This window comes from Corynebacterium sp. HMSC27B11, assembly GCF_001815985.1.
Classification (GTDB): Bacteria; Actinomycetota; Actinomycetes; order Mycobacteriales; family Mycobacteriaceae; genus Corynebacterium.
The window spans coordinates 110182-124808 of the sequence record NZ_KV823561.1 but is presented as its reverse complement, the minus strand read 5'-3'; the positions used below and the strand labels follow the sequence as shown (position 1 = coordinate 124808).

Below are 14627 nucleotides of genomic sequence, written 5' to 3'. Positions count from 1 at the left end.
TCGATTAGACGGCATTCGATTAGGAAAACTCACCACGCTACTCTGAATCCATGGCGTGCTTCGATACTCCGCTTATCAAGGCTTTCTTTGCGGACGAGACGATCCGGAACGCCCGAGCTCTCGACTACCCGGTCCAACTGAGGGATACTGCCCCTTTCGTCTACCGCACTACGATCGGGGGTGCGGAAGTGCAACTCGACGGAGCTATGTTTCCTGGTTGTAGCGACTGCAGTTGTGCCGATTTCCGGGCGGGGGACCTCTGTGCGCACCTATGCGCCGCTGCCGCCCATCATTTCTCGAACACAACGAATGAATTGGAGTTCTTCCTGCCGGACGCCTCTGCCGCGGTACGTCCAGAGCTTCTGGAACACCCGCTCTTTTATGAGCTGCGAATGGCCTTGGTGACCTACTCTCCGGCCTACGAAGAGCAGACACTGACCGAGACTATTTTGAATAAGGCTGTGCCGTGCCGCGGCAAAATAGCCGACGAAAAGATCGCAGCGGAGGTTCTTCGCCTTCTCAACGAGAGTTTCCGCTTTTTGAATGAAAAAGAGGACCCTGCGCTCGAAGCGCTCTTCGATCTTCTCGAGGAGTTGAATGCACCAGAAGGGGAGATCGAATCTCTGAGGGCACAATGGGAGTACCTGTGGGAGCCCCGCGATGACGAGTGGGAGTTTGAATGGCTCGATGACGAAGAAGAGGATTCTTGCTAGCTGACTCGAATCTGATCGAGCGCTCGCCGGCGCAAACATTCGGAAAGCTCACGTTGTGGTCAGAAAATGCCATGAAATTGACCGGAACGTGAGCTTTCCGAGATCGGAACATGTGCGCAGAGCGGGACTCTAAAACTGTGCGATTAAGCATTGTGACGCTACATACTCTCGAGGAATTCCTCGACACTGCCCCTGAAAGCGCCAAACGTGAGTGCCTGGTGGGCGTGTTCGGCTAGGTGAAGGCAACTATCCCTGCTGGGTTATCGCCTGGGCTGCTACCAGGCGATGGTCGGGAAGCGCAGCTAGCGGTCGTCCAGCTGCCTGAAGGTGATGTTGATCCGGCCTTCCTTGAGCCCGCATCCGTCGGGCAGGGTCTCTGGCCTGGTCTGGGGGACACCGTGGAAGGCGAGGCGTTTCGGTCCACCGAAGACGATGACGTCGCCGCTGATCAGGGTCACTTCATCCCACGGTTGATTGCGAGTCTCGGTGCTCCCGATGCGGAACAGGGCCTCATCACCGATGGACAGCGAGACGACCGGTGCCAGCGAGTTCTCGTTGCGGTCCTGGTGCATGCCCATGGTCGCGCCGGGCGGGTAGTAGTTGACCAGCGCCATGTCGGGTCGGAAAGTGTCCGCCCAGGCGGACAATGCAGCGTCGTAGCGTCCGGCGCTGGTCAGCGCCTGCCTAGCGATCTCCGCGAGGTTCTTCGGCACTTGGGGCACGCGATGCCCTGCGACGTGGGTGACGTAGCGGTACGTCGGTTCGGTCACCCACATGCGGCCCAGGTGCAGCATGAATACCTGCATGCGGCCGCTTTTCAGCTGCGGGCGGCTCATGCTCAACGGGGTGCCCGCCAGCTCACGGGCGATCTCACGGAGCTGGGAGACGACCGCGGCCTGCTGCCCAAGCTCGAGCCATCCCGGAAGGTGTACGACGCCAGGGGTGATGCGGGCGTCGTCACGCGGGAGGTCGTCGAAAAGCATGATGCCCCAGTCTAGGACGCCTCGTGCCGGCCCGCCCGAGCTAAAGGGAAGTGACATCAAACAAGGGATAGTGACCTCACGACGTGACCTATTGTCTTGTGGCCGGAATTGCGATAGTCTTGAATCAAGAATCTAAAAGTGATTCAAGGTTCGGGGGTGAGTGAAATGATTTCGGCAATTGAGAGCGCTCTTAGCTCTGCAGGCCTCTCGCAGCGTGACCTGGCCGCACGTACTGGACTTTCACAGTCAACGGTGCATCGCATACTCAAGGGGGAGCGGAACGTGAAGATGCCGGAGCTAATTCGCATCGCCGATGCAACTGGCTGCACCGTTGCGCAGCTCACGGGTGAAGGGGTTGCGAAACGTGTCGTGTGCGCGGCGCGCAGCACCAATGGAGCCAAGATGGAGGCAATGCGCCAGAGATTGCTCCACTTTATGGAGCTGGATGCCTACCTGGACGATCAAGCGATCGCGAAGGTCCTATGAACAGCTCGAACGAGACCCAAGCGAAAAAGGCAGCCCAAGAATTTCGCACTGCCCATGGGTTGGGCGTGCAACCACTAGGAGACCTGGTCGGGCTCGTCGAGCGATTCACGGGGTACGACGTCGCGGTTGTTGATGCGGATGCAGACGAACATGGGCTGACGATGTTTGATCCGGTGCGCGAACACATCCTTATTGGTGTGGCTCGCACCCGTCATCCGATGCGGCAGCGCAGCACTCTTGCACATGAGCTCGGGCACGTAATTTTCGAAGATTTCCGTGAAAACCTGCAAGGATCTCCAGTTGGAGGAGGCCCCAGACGTCCAGCTGAAGAGATCCGCGCCGATGCCTTCGCCCGGCACCTGTTGATCCCTCAAGAGGGCCTCAAGGCGTGGCTGGGGGCCGAGGAGCCTGTCTCAGAGGTGACACTCTCGCGGGTTGTGCAGCGTTACCTCGTGTCGCCAGCGATCGCTGCTATCGCGCTACGGGACACGGGTTATATCAATTCTGATTTAACGGAAAAGTGGCAGCAGATCTCCACTGGCGCCCTGGCGACGAAATACGGTTGGCGTGACTATTATCACGGACTCCAGGAGGAATCAGATCGGATCCGGGCGCCGCAGAAACTTTTAGCTCGCGCAACCAAGGGGTATATCGAAGGCGTGGTGAGCGCCCAAACCATTGCCACGCTGCGTGGCATTCCGGAGGCGGATCTGCTTGCTGAGTTCGCCGAAGCAGGAATTGCGCCGAAGCCTCAGCCCGACGATGAATTTGAGATTCAGCACTTGCCGCCTGTGAACGTGGATCTCAGCGGTTTGGAATAGATACGGTCATCGCGCATGCCGTCGTCGCTGCTGAACAGGGGAACGACATTATCGTCCTGATCGATGACGGAGAGGGACGCCGGATGGCAAATCAGGAGGCCCGCCGCCTTCAAAGGCTACGGGCGAGCGGATCCTCGGTCGGCAGCCTGGCGCTCATAAGTACGGTGACGGTTCTGAAAAATGCCGCCGGGAAAGAAGAGTTGCCGGATCGTTCGTCATTGCGGAAGCTGTACGCCCGGCTGCGCAGCCTTGATGACGGCTTAAAACCGCTGGAGGAGACAGGACTATTAGGCCTGGATGTGTGGAGATGAGAGGCCGGAGGAACCTACACCACAGTTCCGGCATCATCGGAAAACCGGAGCGCAGCCCTGCGCGTCCAGCAGCCAGCTAGCCCAGCCGGATGTTGCTCAGCGCTTCCTCAACGTCGATGTTCTCCGGCAGCTCGCGGTACAGCTCCAGCTGATCCTTCACGCTCGTGTCCTTCAGTTCCGCGCGAGGGTCGCGGAAAGCCTTGTACTTCCGGGACTCATCAGCCAGCACGAAACCAGTCATCAGGCCACGCACCGTCTCTTGTGCGGCGAACTCCGGCAGCCCAGAGCCCATCACCAGGCGGCGGCCGTAGTTCTCGTGGAAACCGGCCTGCGAGGCCTTATCCATCCGGCGGTACACAACTTCGCCCTGCCAGTTCGCGGCTAGGCGCTCCGGGTTGCCGGACGGGGCGGCGTGAATACCACCAGGGGAGAGCACCAGGCCCGGGGCATCCACGTGCTGCGCGGCGTCATACGGGCTCGGATTCGCATCAGCCGGGTACACAGCCATCACACCAGCCAGGGTCGGCTTGTCCCCATAAGAATCAAAGCTGTCCTTGACGTACTCGCGGGCCGTTGCCGCCAGCACCGCTGCCGCCGCGCCCATGCCGTGACCAGCCAGGTACAGCTTCGACGGGTGCACCGTCACGTTGCCCTGACCCAGCTTCACGCCAGCCAGGATCTGCAGGGAGGTCTCCAGGTCGGAGGCGAAGCCACGGTGGTTCGGCAGCACGCCGCGCTCCGTATCGGGAGCGGCCACGGCGAAACCCCAGCTCGCAAGGTGCCGCAACGTCGCGTGGTAGGCCTTCGCGCCCACCCGCCAGTCGTGTCCGAACGCGATGCCCGGGATGCCCTTGCCCTCGGCAGGGGTGTACACGCGGCCCGGGATGCCAGCGAAATTCAGGTCGCCGGTGAGCACCCGGTGCGGGCCACGCTTGCCGAGCCTTGGAACGAGGTTTTTCAAACTATCAGCCACGTAACTCACACTAGTAGAAACTGCTTCCGCATGGGCCAAGCAGGCGTGTATCGTTTCCATTTATGTGCGCAATCGTTGGATACGTAGGAAAGAACCAAGCCCTGGAAATCGGGCTCGATGCACTGCAGAGGATGGAGTACCGGGGCTACGATTCCGCCGGTATCGCCGTCAATAACGCAGAAGGTATCCGCGTAGAAAAAGCCGAGGGCAAGCTCAGCAACCTCGTCGAACGCATCGACATCATCGGCCGCGACACCCTGACCGGCAACACCTGCCTGGGGCACACCCGTTGGGCAACCCACGGTCGCCCGAACGACGTCAACGCGCACCCACACCTCTCCTTCGACGGCAAGGCCGCCATCGTCCACAACGGCATCATCGAGAACTTCGCCGCCCTGCGCGACGAGCTCGAGGCCCGCGGCATCGAACTGGTCTCGGACACGGACTCCGAGGTCGCCGCCCACCTGCTCGCCATCGAGTACAACGAGGGAGCCCACGCTGGGGACGTCAAGGCCTCCGCGCTCGCCGTTCTGCGCCGCCTGGAAGGTGCGTTCACTGTCCTGTTCACCCACGTTGACGAGCCGGGGCTCATCGTCGCCGGTCGCCGCAACACCCCGCTGATCGTCGGGGTCGGGGAGGACGGCATGTTCCTGGGCTCGGATGTTGCGGCCTTCATCGCCCACACTAAGAACGCCGTCGAGCTCGGCCAGGACAGCGCCGTCGCCATCACCGCCGATAACTACGAGATCATGGACTTCGACGGCGCCCCCGCCGAGGGCAGCCCGTTCACCATCGACTGGGACCAGGAGGCCGCCGAGAAGGACGGCTTCGACTCCTTCATGATGAAGGAAATCCACGAGCAGCCCGCCGCCGTCCGCGACACCCTGGCCGGCCGCTTCGTCGACGGCAAGGTCGTCCTCGACGAGCAGCGCCTCTCCGGCGACGACCTCCGCAACATCCAGAAGGTCTACGTCGTCGCCTGCGGTTCCGCCTACCACTCCGGGCTGCTGGCGAAGTACGCCATCGAGCACTGGGCCCGCATCCCCGTGGAGATCGAGGTCGCATCCGAGTTCCGCTACCGCGACCCGGTGCTGAACCAGCAGACCCTCGTCGTCGCCGTCTCCCAGTCCGGCGAGACCGCCGACACCCTGGAGGCCGTGCGCCACGCCAAGACCCAGGGTGCGCGCGTGTTGGCGGTGTGCAACACCAACGGCTCCCAGATTCCGCGCGAATCCGACGCGGTGCTCTACACCCACGCCGGCCCGGAGATCGGCGTTGCCTCCACCAAGGCCTTCCTCGCCCAGGTCGCGGCGAACTACGTGGTTGGCCTGGCTCTCGCCCAGGCACGCGGCACGATGTACCCCGACGAGATCGGTGACATCTACGACACCCTCGCCGAGCTGCCCACCAAGATCGAAAAGACCCTGGAGCTCGCCGAGCCGATCGAGCAGCTCGCCGAGGAGCTCGGGTCCGTGAAGACGATGCTCTTCCTGGGCCGCCACGTCGGCTTCCCGGTCGCGCTCGAGGGCGCATTGAAGCTCAAGGAACTGGCCTATATCCACGCCGAGGGCTTCGCCGCCGGCGAGCTCAAGCACGGCCCGATCGCCCTGATTGAGGACGACCTGCCGGTGGTCGTCGTCGTCCCGTCCCCGACGGGCCGCCCGGTGCTGCACTCCAAGATCGTGTCCAATATCCAGGAGATCCGCGCCCGAGGTGCGAAGACGATCGTCATCGCGGAGGAGGGCGACGAGGCGGTGCGCCCGTACGCCAACTGGCTGCTGGAGATCCCGGCCACCGGCACGCTGATGCAGCCGCTGCTGTCCACCGTCCCGCTGCAGTTCCTGGCCGCGGACATCGCCCGCCAGTGCGGCAACGAGGACATCGACAAGCCGCGCAACCTGGCCAAGTCCGTCACCGTGGAGTAGTCCGCGGGGCGCCCGGGCTACTCCGCTTTCACTTCACCCACCACCACGTTTCACCATCTCACCCGGAACGTTTTCCATCACCACACAGGAGCTTCGCCCCATGCCGAATTTTTTGGACGACACCCCGCCCGGCGAGTTGCTCGCCGCACGCGATTGCCTGGTCGCGGCCGGGGAGGTCTGGCCCTCCCCGCAACCACTGGAGGATAAGTACGCCGGTGTGGTGGGCATTTTCGCAGGCTCCGATACGTTCCCGGGGGCCGCGCTGCTGGCGCTCAAGGCGGCGGTGAAATCCACCGCTCCGATGGTGCGCTACGCAGGCCCCGTGGACCCACGCCTGATCGCCCTGGCCCTGCCGGAGGTGGTCAGCGCCCCACGCCCGGAGAAGGCCGGGAGGGTGCAGGCCTGGGTCGCAGGCCCCGGGATCGACGAAAACTCGCCGGAAGCGCTGAACATCCTGGACTGGCTGGTGCGCCAGCCCGAACCCCTGCTGCTGGACGCCTCGGCGCTGCAGCTGGCGGCGAAGAATACGCAGCTGCTGCGCGGGATTATCAACCGCCGCACCACCGGCCGGGCGACCGTCCTGACCCCACACGCCGGGGAATTCGCTGCCCTCGCGCGGGCGCTGGGCAACGAGGAGCAGGCCGAGGCCGCGGCCGTCGACCAGGATTTTGACCGCCGCCGCACCGCGTGCGCCTGGCTGGCCCGACAGACCAAGTCGGTGGTGCTGCTCAAGGGGCGGCACACCATCGTCTCCGATGGGGATGTCGCCTGGGGCGTGGACGCAGGCCACTCCTGGTCCGCCACGCCCGGCTCCGGGGACGTGCTGGCGGGCATCGCTGGTGCTGTGATTGCGGCGGCCGAAGAGGCTCCGCTGCTGCACTGCATCCTGGGCGCGGTGGCGGTGCACGCGGTGGCGGCACTCCGTGCCGCGGAGACCCCGGAGGGCGTTGCGCCGATCTCGGCGTCCGACATCGTGGAGAGCATCCACACCGTGGTCGCCGTCGCGCTCCGCCACGCGCATGAAGACGCCGACGGCGACTAGCCTTAAGGCCATGACCCACACCCCGAAGGACACAACGGGTCGCGGCGAGCTCATCCAGCTCATCGTCGACCTTCCAGCACTGGCCACCAACACCCGCTTCTTCGCGGACTTCGTCGCGCCTGCCCAACTCATGGCGGTCGTGAAGGCCGATGGCTACAACCACGGCGCGCTGCGTATCGCGCAGACCGCGCTGGATCACGGCGCTGCGGTGCTGGGGGTGGCTACTGTCCCGGAGGCTCTGTTACTTCGCGGCGAAGGCCCTGTGAAGGACGGCGAGCCGGCCACCATCTTCGCCTGGATGTGGGAACCGGCTATGGACCTCACCCCGGCCTTCGAGGCCGAGCTGACCCTGGGCGTGCCCTCCCTGGCACACGCCCGCAGCCTCATCGACCAGGCCCGCTCCTGGCAGGGCAAAGCATGCCCGGTGGTCGGCGTGATGGCCGATACCGGTATGTCCCGCTCCGGGATCAGCCCGGCCGAATGGCAGGAAACCATCGCGCTGCTCGCCGCCGCAGAGAAGGAGGGGCTCATCGCGGTGGACGGGGTGTTCACGCACTTGGCGTCCGCGGATGAGGACACGCAGCGCGCCGTGACCGACCGGCAGCACCAGCGCTTCCAGCAAGCCATCGCCGACTGCCGGGCCGCGGGCATGGCAGTGCCCCGCAACCACATCGCCAACACCCCGGCAACGCTGACCCGCCCGGATATGCACCACGAGCTCGTGCGCCCTGGCCTCGGCGTCTACGGCGTGGACCCGGTGGCAGGCGGAACCCCCACCGGGGCAGCGGAGAACGCCGTACCGGGACTACCGGACGTCCTGCCCCTCCAGCGGACGATGAGCATGCGCGCGAAGGTCATCACCACCCGCGTCGTCCCGAAGGGCGAATCCGTCAGCTACGGCGGCATCTGGACCGCCCCGGAGGACACGCGCACTGCCGTCGTCGCCGCAGGCTACGCGGACGGGGTGCCACGGTCGGCGTCCGGAAAGATGCAGGTCAGCATCAACGGCGAGAGCTACCAGCAGGTCGGGAGGATCTGCATGGACCAGTTCGTCGTCGCCCTGGGTCCCGCCGAGAGCGCTGCCGCCGAGGCCGTGCAGCCGGGCGACTGGGCCGTGATCTTCGGCGACCCGGCAGCAGGGGAGCCCGGCGCGGAGGACCTGGCAGCCGCCGCCGATACCATCCCCTATGAGATCGTCACGATGCCGCGCGGGCCACGCGTCCAGCGGGTCGTCGTGGACGTGGAAGGCGAGGAACACGTTGTCGAACGCTAAGGCTGGCAGCGGGGTGGACCTGGGCGAGGTAAAGGGGAACGCGCATGCCCGGACCCCCGAAGACATGCGTGCCATCGGCCGCGAGCTGGGGGAGCAGCTCGCCGCGGGCACCGTCGTGATCCTCACCGGGCCACTCGGGGCGGGCAAAACCACCATCACGCAGGGTATTGCCGAGGGGCTGGCGGTCAAGGGGCGCGTGCAGTCGCCGACCTTCACCATCGTGCGCACCCACAAGCCCGGGGCGCGCGGCATTCGGCTGCTGCACATGGATGCCTACCGCCTGCTCGGCGAGGGCGTGGCCGAGTCCATCGCGCCGGGCGAGCAGCTCTCCCGCGACGACGTCCTGGACACGCTGGAGTCCCTGGATATCGACGCCGACCTGGACGACGCCGTGCTCGTCGCCGAATGGGGGCGCGGGGTCGTGGAGGAGCTCGCGGACCGGGTCCTGGACGTGGAGATCATGCGCGCCGTGGGTGCTGAGGGAGATGATGACAGCGACGTCGCGACCGCGGACGTCAACGGTGATGGCTCGGACGTCGTAGATGGCGACCTCGCGGACGGCGGGGTCATCGACATGACCGACGGCGACGAGGACGACCCGCGCGAGGTCCACTGGCGCTGGCGCGAGTAGCTGGTGCTGTCGGCGCGGGGGACGTCGGCGTCGTAGCGTGCGCTGGATGAGCGCGAAAGGCGTGTCTGCGCGGGGTAGTACACTAACCCCATGCTCGTGCTCACGATTGATACCGCCACGTCCTACGTTGTTTCTGGCCTCGTTGAGGTCAACCGTCGGGCGGGCAGTTGGGGCACGTTCGAGTACTCCGCGACCACGCTCACGCAGCGGGTGCAGCGCAACCCGCGCGGCCACATGGAGCTGCTTGTGCCGCATATTCAGGAGTCCCTCGCGGAGGCGGGGCTGCGGCCACGGGACGTCGAGGCGGTGGTCGTCGGCACTGGTCCGGGGCCGTTTACGGGGCTGCGCGTCGGGATGGCGACGGGGGCGGCGTTCGCGGACGCGATCGGTGTTCCGGTGTTCGGGGTGGATTCGTTGTCCGCCACCGCTGCCAGTGTTGCGGCTGGTCACCAGGAATGCCTCGTTCTTTCCGACGCCAGAAGGCGCGAGTGGTACTCCGCCACCGCCACCGAGGCCGGTCGGCTGGTCGCTGGGCCCGCGGTGGGCAAGCCCGCGGACGTGCTGGCTGAGCACGGCTCCAAGCCCATCGCGGTGGCGCTGACCGCCGAGGTGGCGCGTGCGATCGAGAAGCTTGAGGGGGAGGAGAAGGCCGCGACCGAGGCCTGGCGCATCATCACGGAGGATGCGTACCCCACGCCCGAGGGGCTGGCGCTGGCGGGCGCGGATCAGCTGTGGTGGCTCGAGGGGGAGGGCCACTTTGTGGAGCGGCTGGGGCGCCCGCTGGTGGCGCAGTATTTGCGCCGGCCGGATGCCGCGGAGCCGAAGCGCAAGGAGCGCACTGCCGCGGTGAACTTCGCCGCGGCCGCTGAGGATGTGGCGGCTTTTGATCGGCTGGAGGCTGAGCAGCGGGCGGCGGAGGCCGCGCCGGAAGGGGCGATGACCGAAGCAGCGGGTGTCGGCGCCGAGTCTGCGAATGCTGAGGCTGCGAAGGCCGAGGCGGCGGATGCTGAAGCTGGGAATGTCGAACCTGCGGATGCTGAACCCGCGAATGCTGAACTCACAGTGGAGCTGCTGACCCTGGATCGCGCATCCCTGGCTGACCTGGAGGAGATGGCGCGGATCGAGCAGGAACTCTTCAGCGAAGAATCCCCCTGGTCCCTGGAGGCCTTCCGCGCTGAGCTCGCCAACCCCCGCAACTACTACGTCGCCCTGCGGGTGGCAGGCCAGCTGCAGGGCTATGCGGGCATCGCGCTCAACGGGACGCCCGCGGACCCGGAGTGGGAGATCCACACCGTGGCGCTGTCCCCGGAGCAGCAAGGCAAGGGCCACTCGCGGCTGCTGATGGACAAGCTCTTCGAGCCTCTGCAGGTCATCGGCGGGCCGGTGTACCTCGAGGTCCGCGACGGCAACGCCCCGGCCGTGGGGCTCTACGAAAGCTATGGCTTCGCGGTCACCGGCCGCCGTAAGGGCTACTACCAGCCCTCCGGGGCCGATGCCCTCACCATGTTCCGCCCCGACGAGAAGCGCCCAGATCAGGTCGAGGAGGGCGTGCCGGGGAGCGCTACTGATGCTGCAGAGTCCATGCTCGTCATGGGTATTGAAAGTTCCTGCGACGAGACCGGTGTTGGCGTCGTGCGCATGAGCGCGCCTGCCGGTGACCAAGAGGAAACAGGCAGCGCCCCGGTCGTCGAGGAACTCGTCAACCAGGTCGCCAGCTCCATGGAACAGCACGCCCGCTTCGGTGGCGTGGTCCCGGAGATCGCCAGCCGCGCCCACCTGGAGGCCATGCAGCCCACCATGCGGGCGGCGATGCGCAGCCTGCAGAAGCAGACCCGCATCGGCCAGCGCCCGGACGCCGTCGCCGTGACCATCGGACCTGGGCTCGCCGGCGCGCTCATGGTTGGTGCCGCCGCGGCCAAGGCCTACGCCGCCGCCTGGGAGGTGCCGTTTTACGCGGTGAACCACCTGGGCGGGCACGTCGCCGTCGAGGCGCTGACGAAGGAGGGCCGCGAGCCGCTGAAGAATGCCATCGCGCTGCTCGTCAGCGGCGGGCACACCCAGATCCTGCAGGTCGACGGCGTGGGTAAGCCCATGACGGAGCTCGGCAGCACCCTCGATGATGCCGCCGGTGAGGCCTATGACAAGGTCTCCCGCCTCCTCGGGCTCGGCTACCCGGGCGGGCCAGTGATCGACCGGCTCGCCCGCCAGGGCAACCGCAAGGCCATCGCCTTCCCGCGTGGCATGATGCGACCGCAGGACTCCCGCTACGACTTCTCCTTCTCCGGGCTGAAGACCGCCGTCGCGCGCTTCGTCGAGCGCGCCGAAGCCGCCGGGCAGGTGGGGGAGAACGCCATCCCGGTGGAGGACGTCTGCGCCTCCTTCCAGGAGGCCGTGGCCGACGTGCTCACCGCCAAGGCACTGCGCGCCTGCGAGGACACCGGTGCGAAGGTGCTGCTGCTCGGCGGGGGAGTCTCCGCGAACTCCCGGCTGCGCGGGCTGGCCGCCGACCGCTGCCGCGACGCCGGGGTGGAGCTGCGCATCCCACCGCTGCCGCTGTGCACCGATAACGGGGTGATGATCGCCGCCTTGGCCGCGCAGCTCATCAGTGAAGGCGCCCAACCGACCGCAATGTCCGTCGGCACCGACCCGGCCCTCGAGGTGGAGGTCCCGATCCTCACGGACTAGGTGGAAGATACGGGCCAGCGGTGGCGGGGGCGCCATCCGGGCGGGGCGTCGGACCCCACCGCCGAAACAGACGGACCAGCGGTGGTGGTGGCGTCGTCGTCAAAGAAAAAGAGGGGGACAAAGAACGGGAACGGGAGGGGCAGCGCCGGCGACTGAAACACGACGAGCGACCATCGCGCCACGCTGAGCAAGCCCGAGCAAGCCTGAGTAAGCCCGACTCAACCGGCGCTGTTGAGGCTTAGCACTTGGGTGGGTAGAGTGCTAGTCAGGTTGTTTGACACACAGTTGTTCACCCGCGACGACGGCTGTGCACGGAAAACAAACCGGCACAAAAGAACCAAGCCCCAATCAACGGGGGCACAAAGAAACCTTGAGGAATACACGGAGGTATTCAACGTGGCTAACGTCAACATCAAGCCGCTCGAGGACCGCGTTCTGGTCCAGATCGTCGAAGCAGAAACCACCACTGCATCCGGCCTGGTGATCCCAGATTCCGCACAGGAGAAGCCACAGGAAGCAACCGTCGTCGCAGTCGGCCCGGGCCGTTGGGCAGACGATGACGACCGCATCCCGATGGACGTCAAGGAAGGCGACACCGTCATCTTCTCCAAGTTCGGCGGCACCGAGCTGAAGTACGAGGGCCAGGAGTACCTGCTGCTCAACCAGCGCGACATCCTCGCCGTCATCGAAAAGTAAGCGGGTAACGCATGTCCAAACTCATCGCATTTGATCAAGAAGCCCGCCAGGGCCTCCAGAAGGGTGTCGACACGCTCGCTGACGCGGTGAAGGTGACGCTCGGCCCGCGCGGCCGCAACGTCGTGCTGGACCGTGCCTTCGGTGGCCCACTGGTCACCAACGACGGCGTGACCATCGCCCGCGACATCGACCTCGAAGACCCCTTCGAGGACCTCGGTGCACAGCTGGTGAAGTCCGTCGCCATCAAGACCAACGACATCGCAGGCGACGGCACCACCACCGCCACCCTGCTGGCCCAGGCGCTCATCAACGAGGGCCTGCGCAACGTCGCCGCCGGCGCCAACCCGATCGCGCTGAACCGCGGCATCGCCACCGCCTCCGAGAAGGTCGTGGAGCTGCTGAAGGAGCGCGCACAGGAAGTTTCCGACGCCGCTGCGATCGCCAACGTCGCCACCGTCTCCTCCCGCGACGAGTCCATCGGCACGATGGTCTCCGACGCCTTCGAGAAGGTCGGACGCGACGGCGTGGTCACCGTCGAGGAGTCCCAGTCCCTCGAGGACGAAGCCACCGTCACCGAAGGCCTCTCCTTCGACAAGGGCTTCCTGTCCCCGTACTTCGTCACCGACACTGACTCCGGTCAGGCCGTCCTGGAGAACCCGCTGGTCCTGCTGGTCCGCGAGAAGATCTCCAGCCTGCCGGACTTCCTGCCAGTCCTGGAGCAGATCGCCCAGTCCGGCAAGGAAGTACTGATCATCGCCGAGGATATCGAGGGCGAGCCTCTGCAGATGCTGGTGGTCAACTCCATCCGCAAGTCCCTGAAGGTCGTGGGCGTGAAGTCCCCGTACTTCGGCGACCGCCGCAAGGCATTCATGGATGATCTGGCCATCGTCACCGGCGCCACCGTCGTCGATAAGGAGCTCGGCGGGAAGCTGTCCGCCGTCACCCTGGACGACATGGGCACCGCGCGCCGCATCACCGTCACGAAGGACGAGACTGTCATCGTCGACGGCGGCGGTTCGCAGGACGCTGTGGCTGAGCGCCGCACCCAGTTGCGTCGGGACATCGAGAACACCGACTCGAACTGGGACCGCGAGAAGCTCGAGGAGCGCCTCGCGAAGCTCTCCGGCGGCGTGGCTGTGCTGCGCGTCGGTGGCGCGACCGAGACCGAGGTCAACGAGCGCAAGCTGCGCGTTGAGGATGCGATCAACGCGGCACGTGCCGCGGCGCAGGAGGGCGTGATCGCCGGTGGCGGTTCCGTGCTCGTGCAGATCGCTGAGGAGATCGACAAGCTGGCTGCTGCTGAGGCCGGCGACGAGGCCGTGGGCATGAAGACCCTGGCTAAGGCGCTGCGCCGCCCGGCGTTCTGGATCGCTGAGAACGCTGGCCTCGATGGGGCAGTGGTGGTCTCCAAGACCGCGGAGCAGGAGAATGGCTCCGGCTTCAACGCTGCGACCCTCGAGTACGGCAACCTGCTGGAGCAGGGCATCATCGACCCGGTGAAGGTCACGCACAGCGCCGTCGTGAACGCCACCTCTGTGGCGCGCATGGTGCTGACCACCGAGACCGCTGTGGTTGATAAGCCAGAGAAGGTTGAGCCTGCCGCCGGTGGCCACCAGCACTAGTTGCTAGGGCGCTCTTGGGTGCTCTGGGGTGGCGCTGGGCGCTCGGAAAATGAGCGCCCTGCGGGATGCTCTGGGGTGGCGTGCCCTGAGGATGCTCTGGGGTGGCGCTAGAAACGCGCCCTGGGGATGCTCTTGGGTGGCGCGCCCTGCGCAACCTTGGAGTGCTCTGGGGTGGCGCTGGGCGCTCGGAAAATGAGCGCCCTGGGGGATGCTCTTGGGTGGCGCGCCCTGCGCAACCTTGGAGTGCTCTGGAACGCAATCTGGGAGCGCGTAGCCCCCGGGACTAGTTCATCGTGAACTGTCCCGGGGGTTTCGCTTTGGGTATTGCTTCCGCCCCGGGCGCGTGGGGCCACCTCGCCCCGTTTTGCAGAGTTTGATGCCGGAAAATCGTGAAAAACCGGCATTAAACTCTGCAAAACATAGAGAGTGGGAGGGATGGGGTGCTGGGGCCAGTGGGTCGGGGCGG

At 65.7% G+C, this 14627-nt stretch carries 13 protein-coding genes; 11 read left to right on the top strand and 2 right to left on the bottom strand.

Annotated features, from left to right (window positions below; genetic code table 11):
• Positions 1 to 50: 50 nt before the first annotated feature.
• A complete protein-coding gene (locus HMPREF3097_RS05955; protein WP_070758326.1) occupies positions 51 to 713 on the top strand; it encodes a hypothetical protein in 663 nt (220 codons plus the stop codon).
• A 302-nt stretch (positions 714 to 1015) separates the two neighbouring features.
• On the opposite strand, the gene HMPREF3097_RS05950 is transcribed toward HMPREF3097_RS05955, so the two are convergent.
• The gene (locus HMPREF3097_RS05950; RefSeq protein ID WP_070758327.1) at positions 1016 to 1696 is read right to left on the bottom strand and encodes an alpha-ketoglutarate-dependent dioxygenase AlkB family protein; all 681 of its coding nucleotides are present in this window, start codon (positions 1694 to 1696) and stop codon (positions 1016 to 1018) included.
• Positions 1697 to 1861: 165 nt separating this feature from the next.
• On the opposite strand from HMPREF3097_RS05950, the gene HMPREF3097_RS05945 reads away from it, so the two are divergent.
• The 3 genes from HMPREF3097_RS05945 to HMPREF3097_RS09665 all read left to right on the top strand — a co-directional run bounded on the left by HMPREF3097_RS05945 (position 1862) and on the right by HMPREF3097_RS09665 (position 3314).
• On the top strand, positions 1862 to 2182 hold the full coding sequence (locus HMPREF3097_RS05945) for a helix-turn-helix domain-containing protein (RefSeq protein ID WP_070758329.1): 321 nt from the start codon (positions 1862 to 1864) through the stop codon (positions 2180 to 2182).
• Positions 2179 to 3003 carry an ImmA/IrrE family metallo-endopeptidase gene (locus tag HMPREF3097_RS05940; protein ID WP_070758331.1) on the top strand — a complete coding sequence of 275 codons (825 nt, stop codon included), beginning with the start codon at positions 2179 to 2181 and terminating at the stop codon, positions 3001 to 3003. The genes HMPREF3097_RS05945 and HMPREF3097_RS05940 overlap by 4 nt, the downstream gene beginning before the upstream one ends.
• An 83-nt stretch (positions 3004 to 3086) precedes the next feature.
• A complete protein-coding gene (locus HMPREF3097_RS09665) occupies positions 3087 to 3314 on the top strand; it encodes a hypothetical protein (RefSeq protein WP_187441110.1) in 228 nt (75 codons plus the stop codon).
• A 76-nt stretch (positions 3315 to 3390) separates the two neighbouring features.
• Here the strand turns inward: HMPREF3097_RS09665 and HMPREF3097_RS05935 are convergent, their stop codons facing one another.
• Positions 3391 to 4347, bottom strand: coding sequence for a dienelactone hydrolase family protein (locus HMPREF3097_RS05935; RefSeq protein ID WP_070761531.1), 957 nt, complete (start codon positions 4345 to 4347; stop codon positions 3391 to 3393).
• Positions 4348 to 4349: 2 nt separating this feature from the next.
• On the opposite strand from HMPREF3097_RS05935, the gene glmS reads away from it, so the two are divergent.
• The 7 genes from glmS to groL all read left to right on the top strand — a co-directional run bounded on the left by glmS (position 4350) and on the right by groL (position 14161).
• Positions 4350 to 6212, top strand: a complete 1863-nt coding sequence (glmS, locus tag HMPREF3097_RS05930; protein WP_070758334.1) for a glutamine--fructose-6-phosphate transaminase (isomerizing) — start codon at positions 4350 to 4352, stop codon at positions 6210 to 6212.
• A gap of 100 nt (positions 6213 to 6312) precedes the next feature.
• Positions 6313 to 7254, top strand: coding sequence for an ADP-dependent NAD(P)H-hydrate dehydratase (locus tag HMPREF3097_RS09960; RefSeq protein WP_083317307.1), 942 nt, complete (start codon positions 6313 to 6315; stop codon positions 7252 to 7254).
• Positions 7255 to 7264: 10 nt separating this feature from the next.
• Positions 7265 to 8527 (top strand): alanine racemase, encoded by a 1263-nt coding sequence (gene alr / locus HMPREF3097_RS05925; RefSeq protein ID WP_246818014.1) that lies wholly within the window; start codon positions 7265 to 7267, stop codon positions 8525 to 8527.
• Positions 8514 to 9158, top strand: a complete 645-nt coding sequence (gene tsaE, locus HMPREF3097_RS05920; protein WP_070758337.1) for a tRNA (adenosine(37)-N6)-threonylcarbamoyltransferase complex ATPase subunit type 1 TsaE — start codon at positions 8514 to 8516, stop codon at positions 9156 to 9158. The genes alr and tsaE overlap by 14 nt, the downstream gene beginning before the upstream one ends.
• A gap of 90 nt (positions 9159 to 9248) precedes the next feature.
• Positions 9249 to 11843, top strand: a complete 2595-nt coding sequence (gene tsaD, locus HMPREF3097_RS09525; protein WP_083317308.1) for a tRNA (adenosine(37)-N6)-threonylcarbamoyltransferase complex transferase subunit TsaD — start codon at positions 9249 to 9251, stop codon at positions 11841 to 11843.
• Positions 11844 to 12239: 396 nt separating this feature from the next.
• Complete coding sequence (gene groES, locus HMPREF3097_RS05910) at positions 12240 to 12539, top strand: co-chaperone GroES (protein ID WP_041628457.1); 300 nt, start codon at positions 12240 to 12242, stop codon at positions 12537 to 12539.
• Positions 12540 to 12550: 11 nt separating this feature from the next.
• Positions 12551 to 14161, top strand: coding sequence for a chaperonin GroEL (groL, locus tag HMPREF3097_RS05905; RefSeq protein WP_070758341.1), 1611 nt, complete (start codon positions 12551 to 12553; stop codon positions 14159 to 14161).
• Positions 14162 to 14627: the final 466 nt, after the last annotated feature.

What these genes read in the sequence shown, in the direction of transcription:
- HMPREF3097_RS05955 (WP_070758326.1), top strand. Translation starts at nt 51, where the DNA reads ATGGCGTGCTTCGATACTCCGCTTATCAAGGCTTTCTTTGCGGACGAG.
- tsaD (WP_083317308.1), top strand. Translation starts at nt 9,249, where the DNA reads ATGCTCGTGCTCACGATTGATACCGCCACGTCCTACGTTGTTTCTGGC.
- HMPREF3097_RS09665 (WP_187441110.1), top strand. Translation starts at nt 3,087, where the DNA reads ATGGCAAATCAGGAGGCCCGCCGCCTTCAAAGGCTACGGGCGAGCGGA.
- HMPREF3097_RS05950 (WP_070758327.1), bottom strand. Translation starts at nt 1,696, where the DNA reads ATGCTTTTCGACGACCTCCCGCGTGACGACGCCCGCATCACCCCTGGC.
- alr (WP_246818014.1), top strand. Translation starts at nt 7,265, where the DNA reads ATGACCCACACCCCGAAGGACACAACGGGTCGCGGCGAGCTCATCCAG.
- HMPREF3097_RS09960 (WP_083317307.1), top strand. Translation starts at nt 6,313, where the DNA reads ATGCCGAATTTTTTGGACGACACCCCGCCCGGCGAGTTGCTCGCCGCA.
- glmS (WP_070758334.1), top strand. Translation starts at nt 4,350, where the DNA reads ATGTGCGCAATCGTTGGATACGTAGGAAAGAACCAAGCCCTGGAAATC.
- HMPREF3097_RS05935 (WP_070761531.1), bottom strand. Translation starts at nt 4,347, where the DNA reads ATGGAAACGATACACGCCTGCTTGGCCCATGCGGAAGCAGTTTCTACT.
- HMPREF3097_RS05940 (WP_070758331.1), top strand. Translation starts at nt 2,179, where the DNA reads ATGAACAGCTCGAACGAGACCCAAGCGAAAAAGGCAGCCCAAGAATTT.
- groL (WP_070758341.1), top strand. Translation starts at nt 12,551, where the DNA reads ATGTCCAAACTCATCGCATTTGATCAAGAAGCCCGCCAGGGCCTCCAG.
- HMPREF3097_RS05945 (WP_070758329.1), top strand. Translation starts at nt 1,862, where the DNA reads ATGATTTCGGCAATTGAGAGCGCTCTTAGCTCTGCAGGCCTCTCGCAG.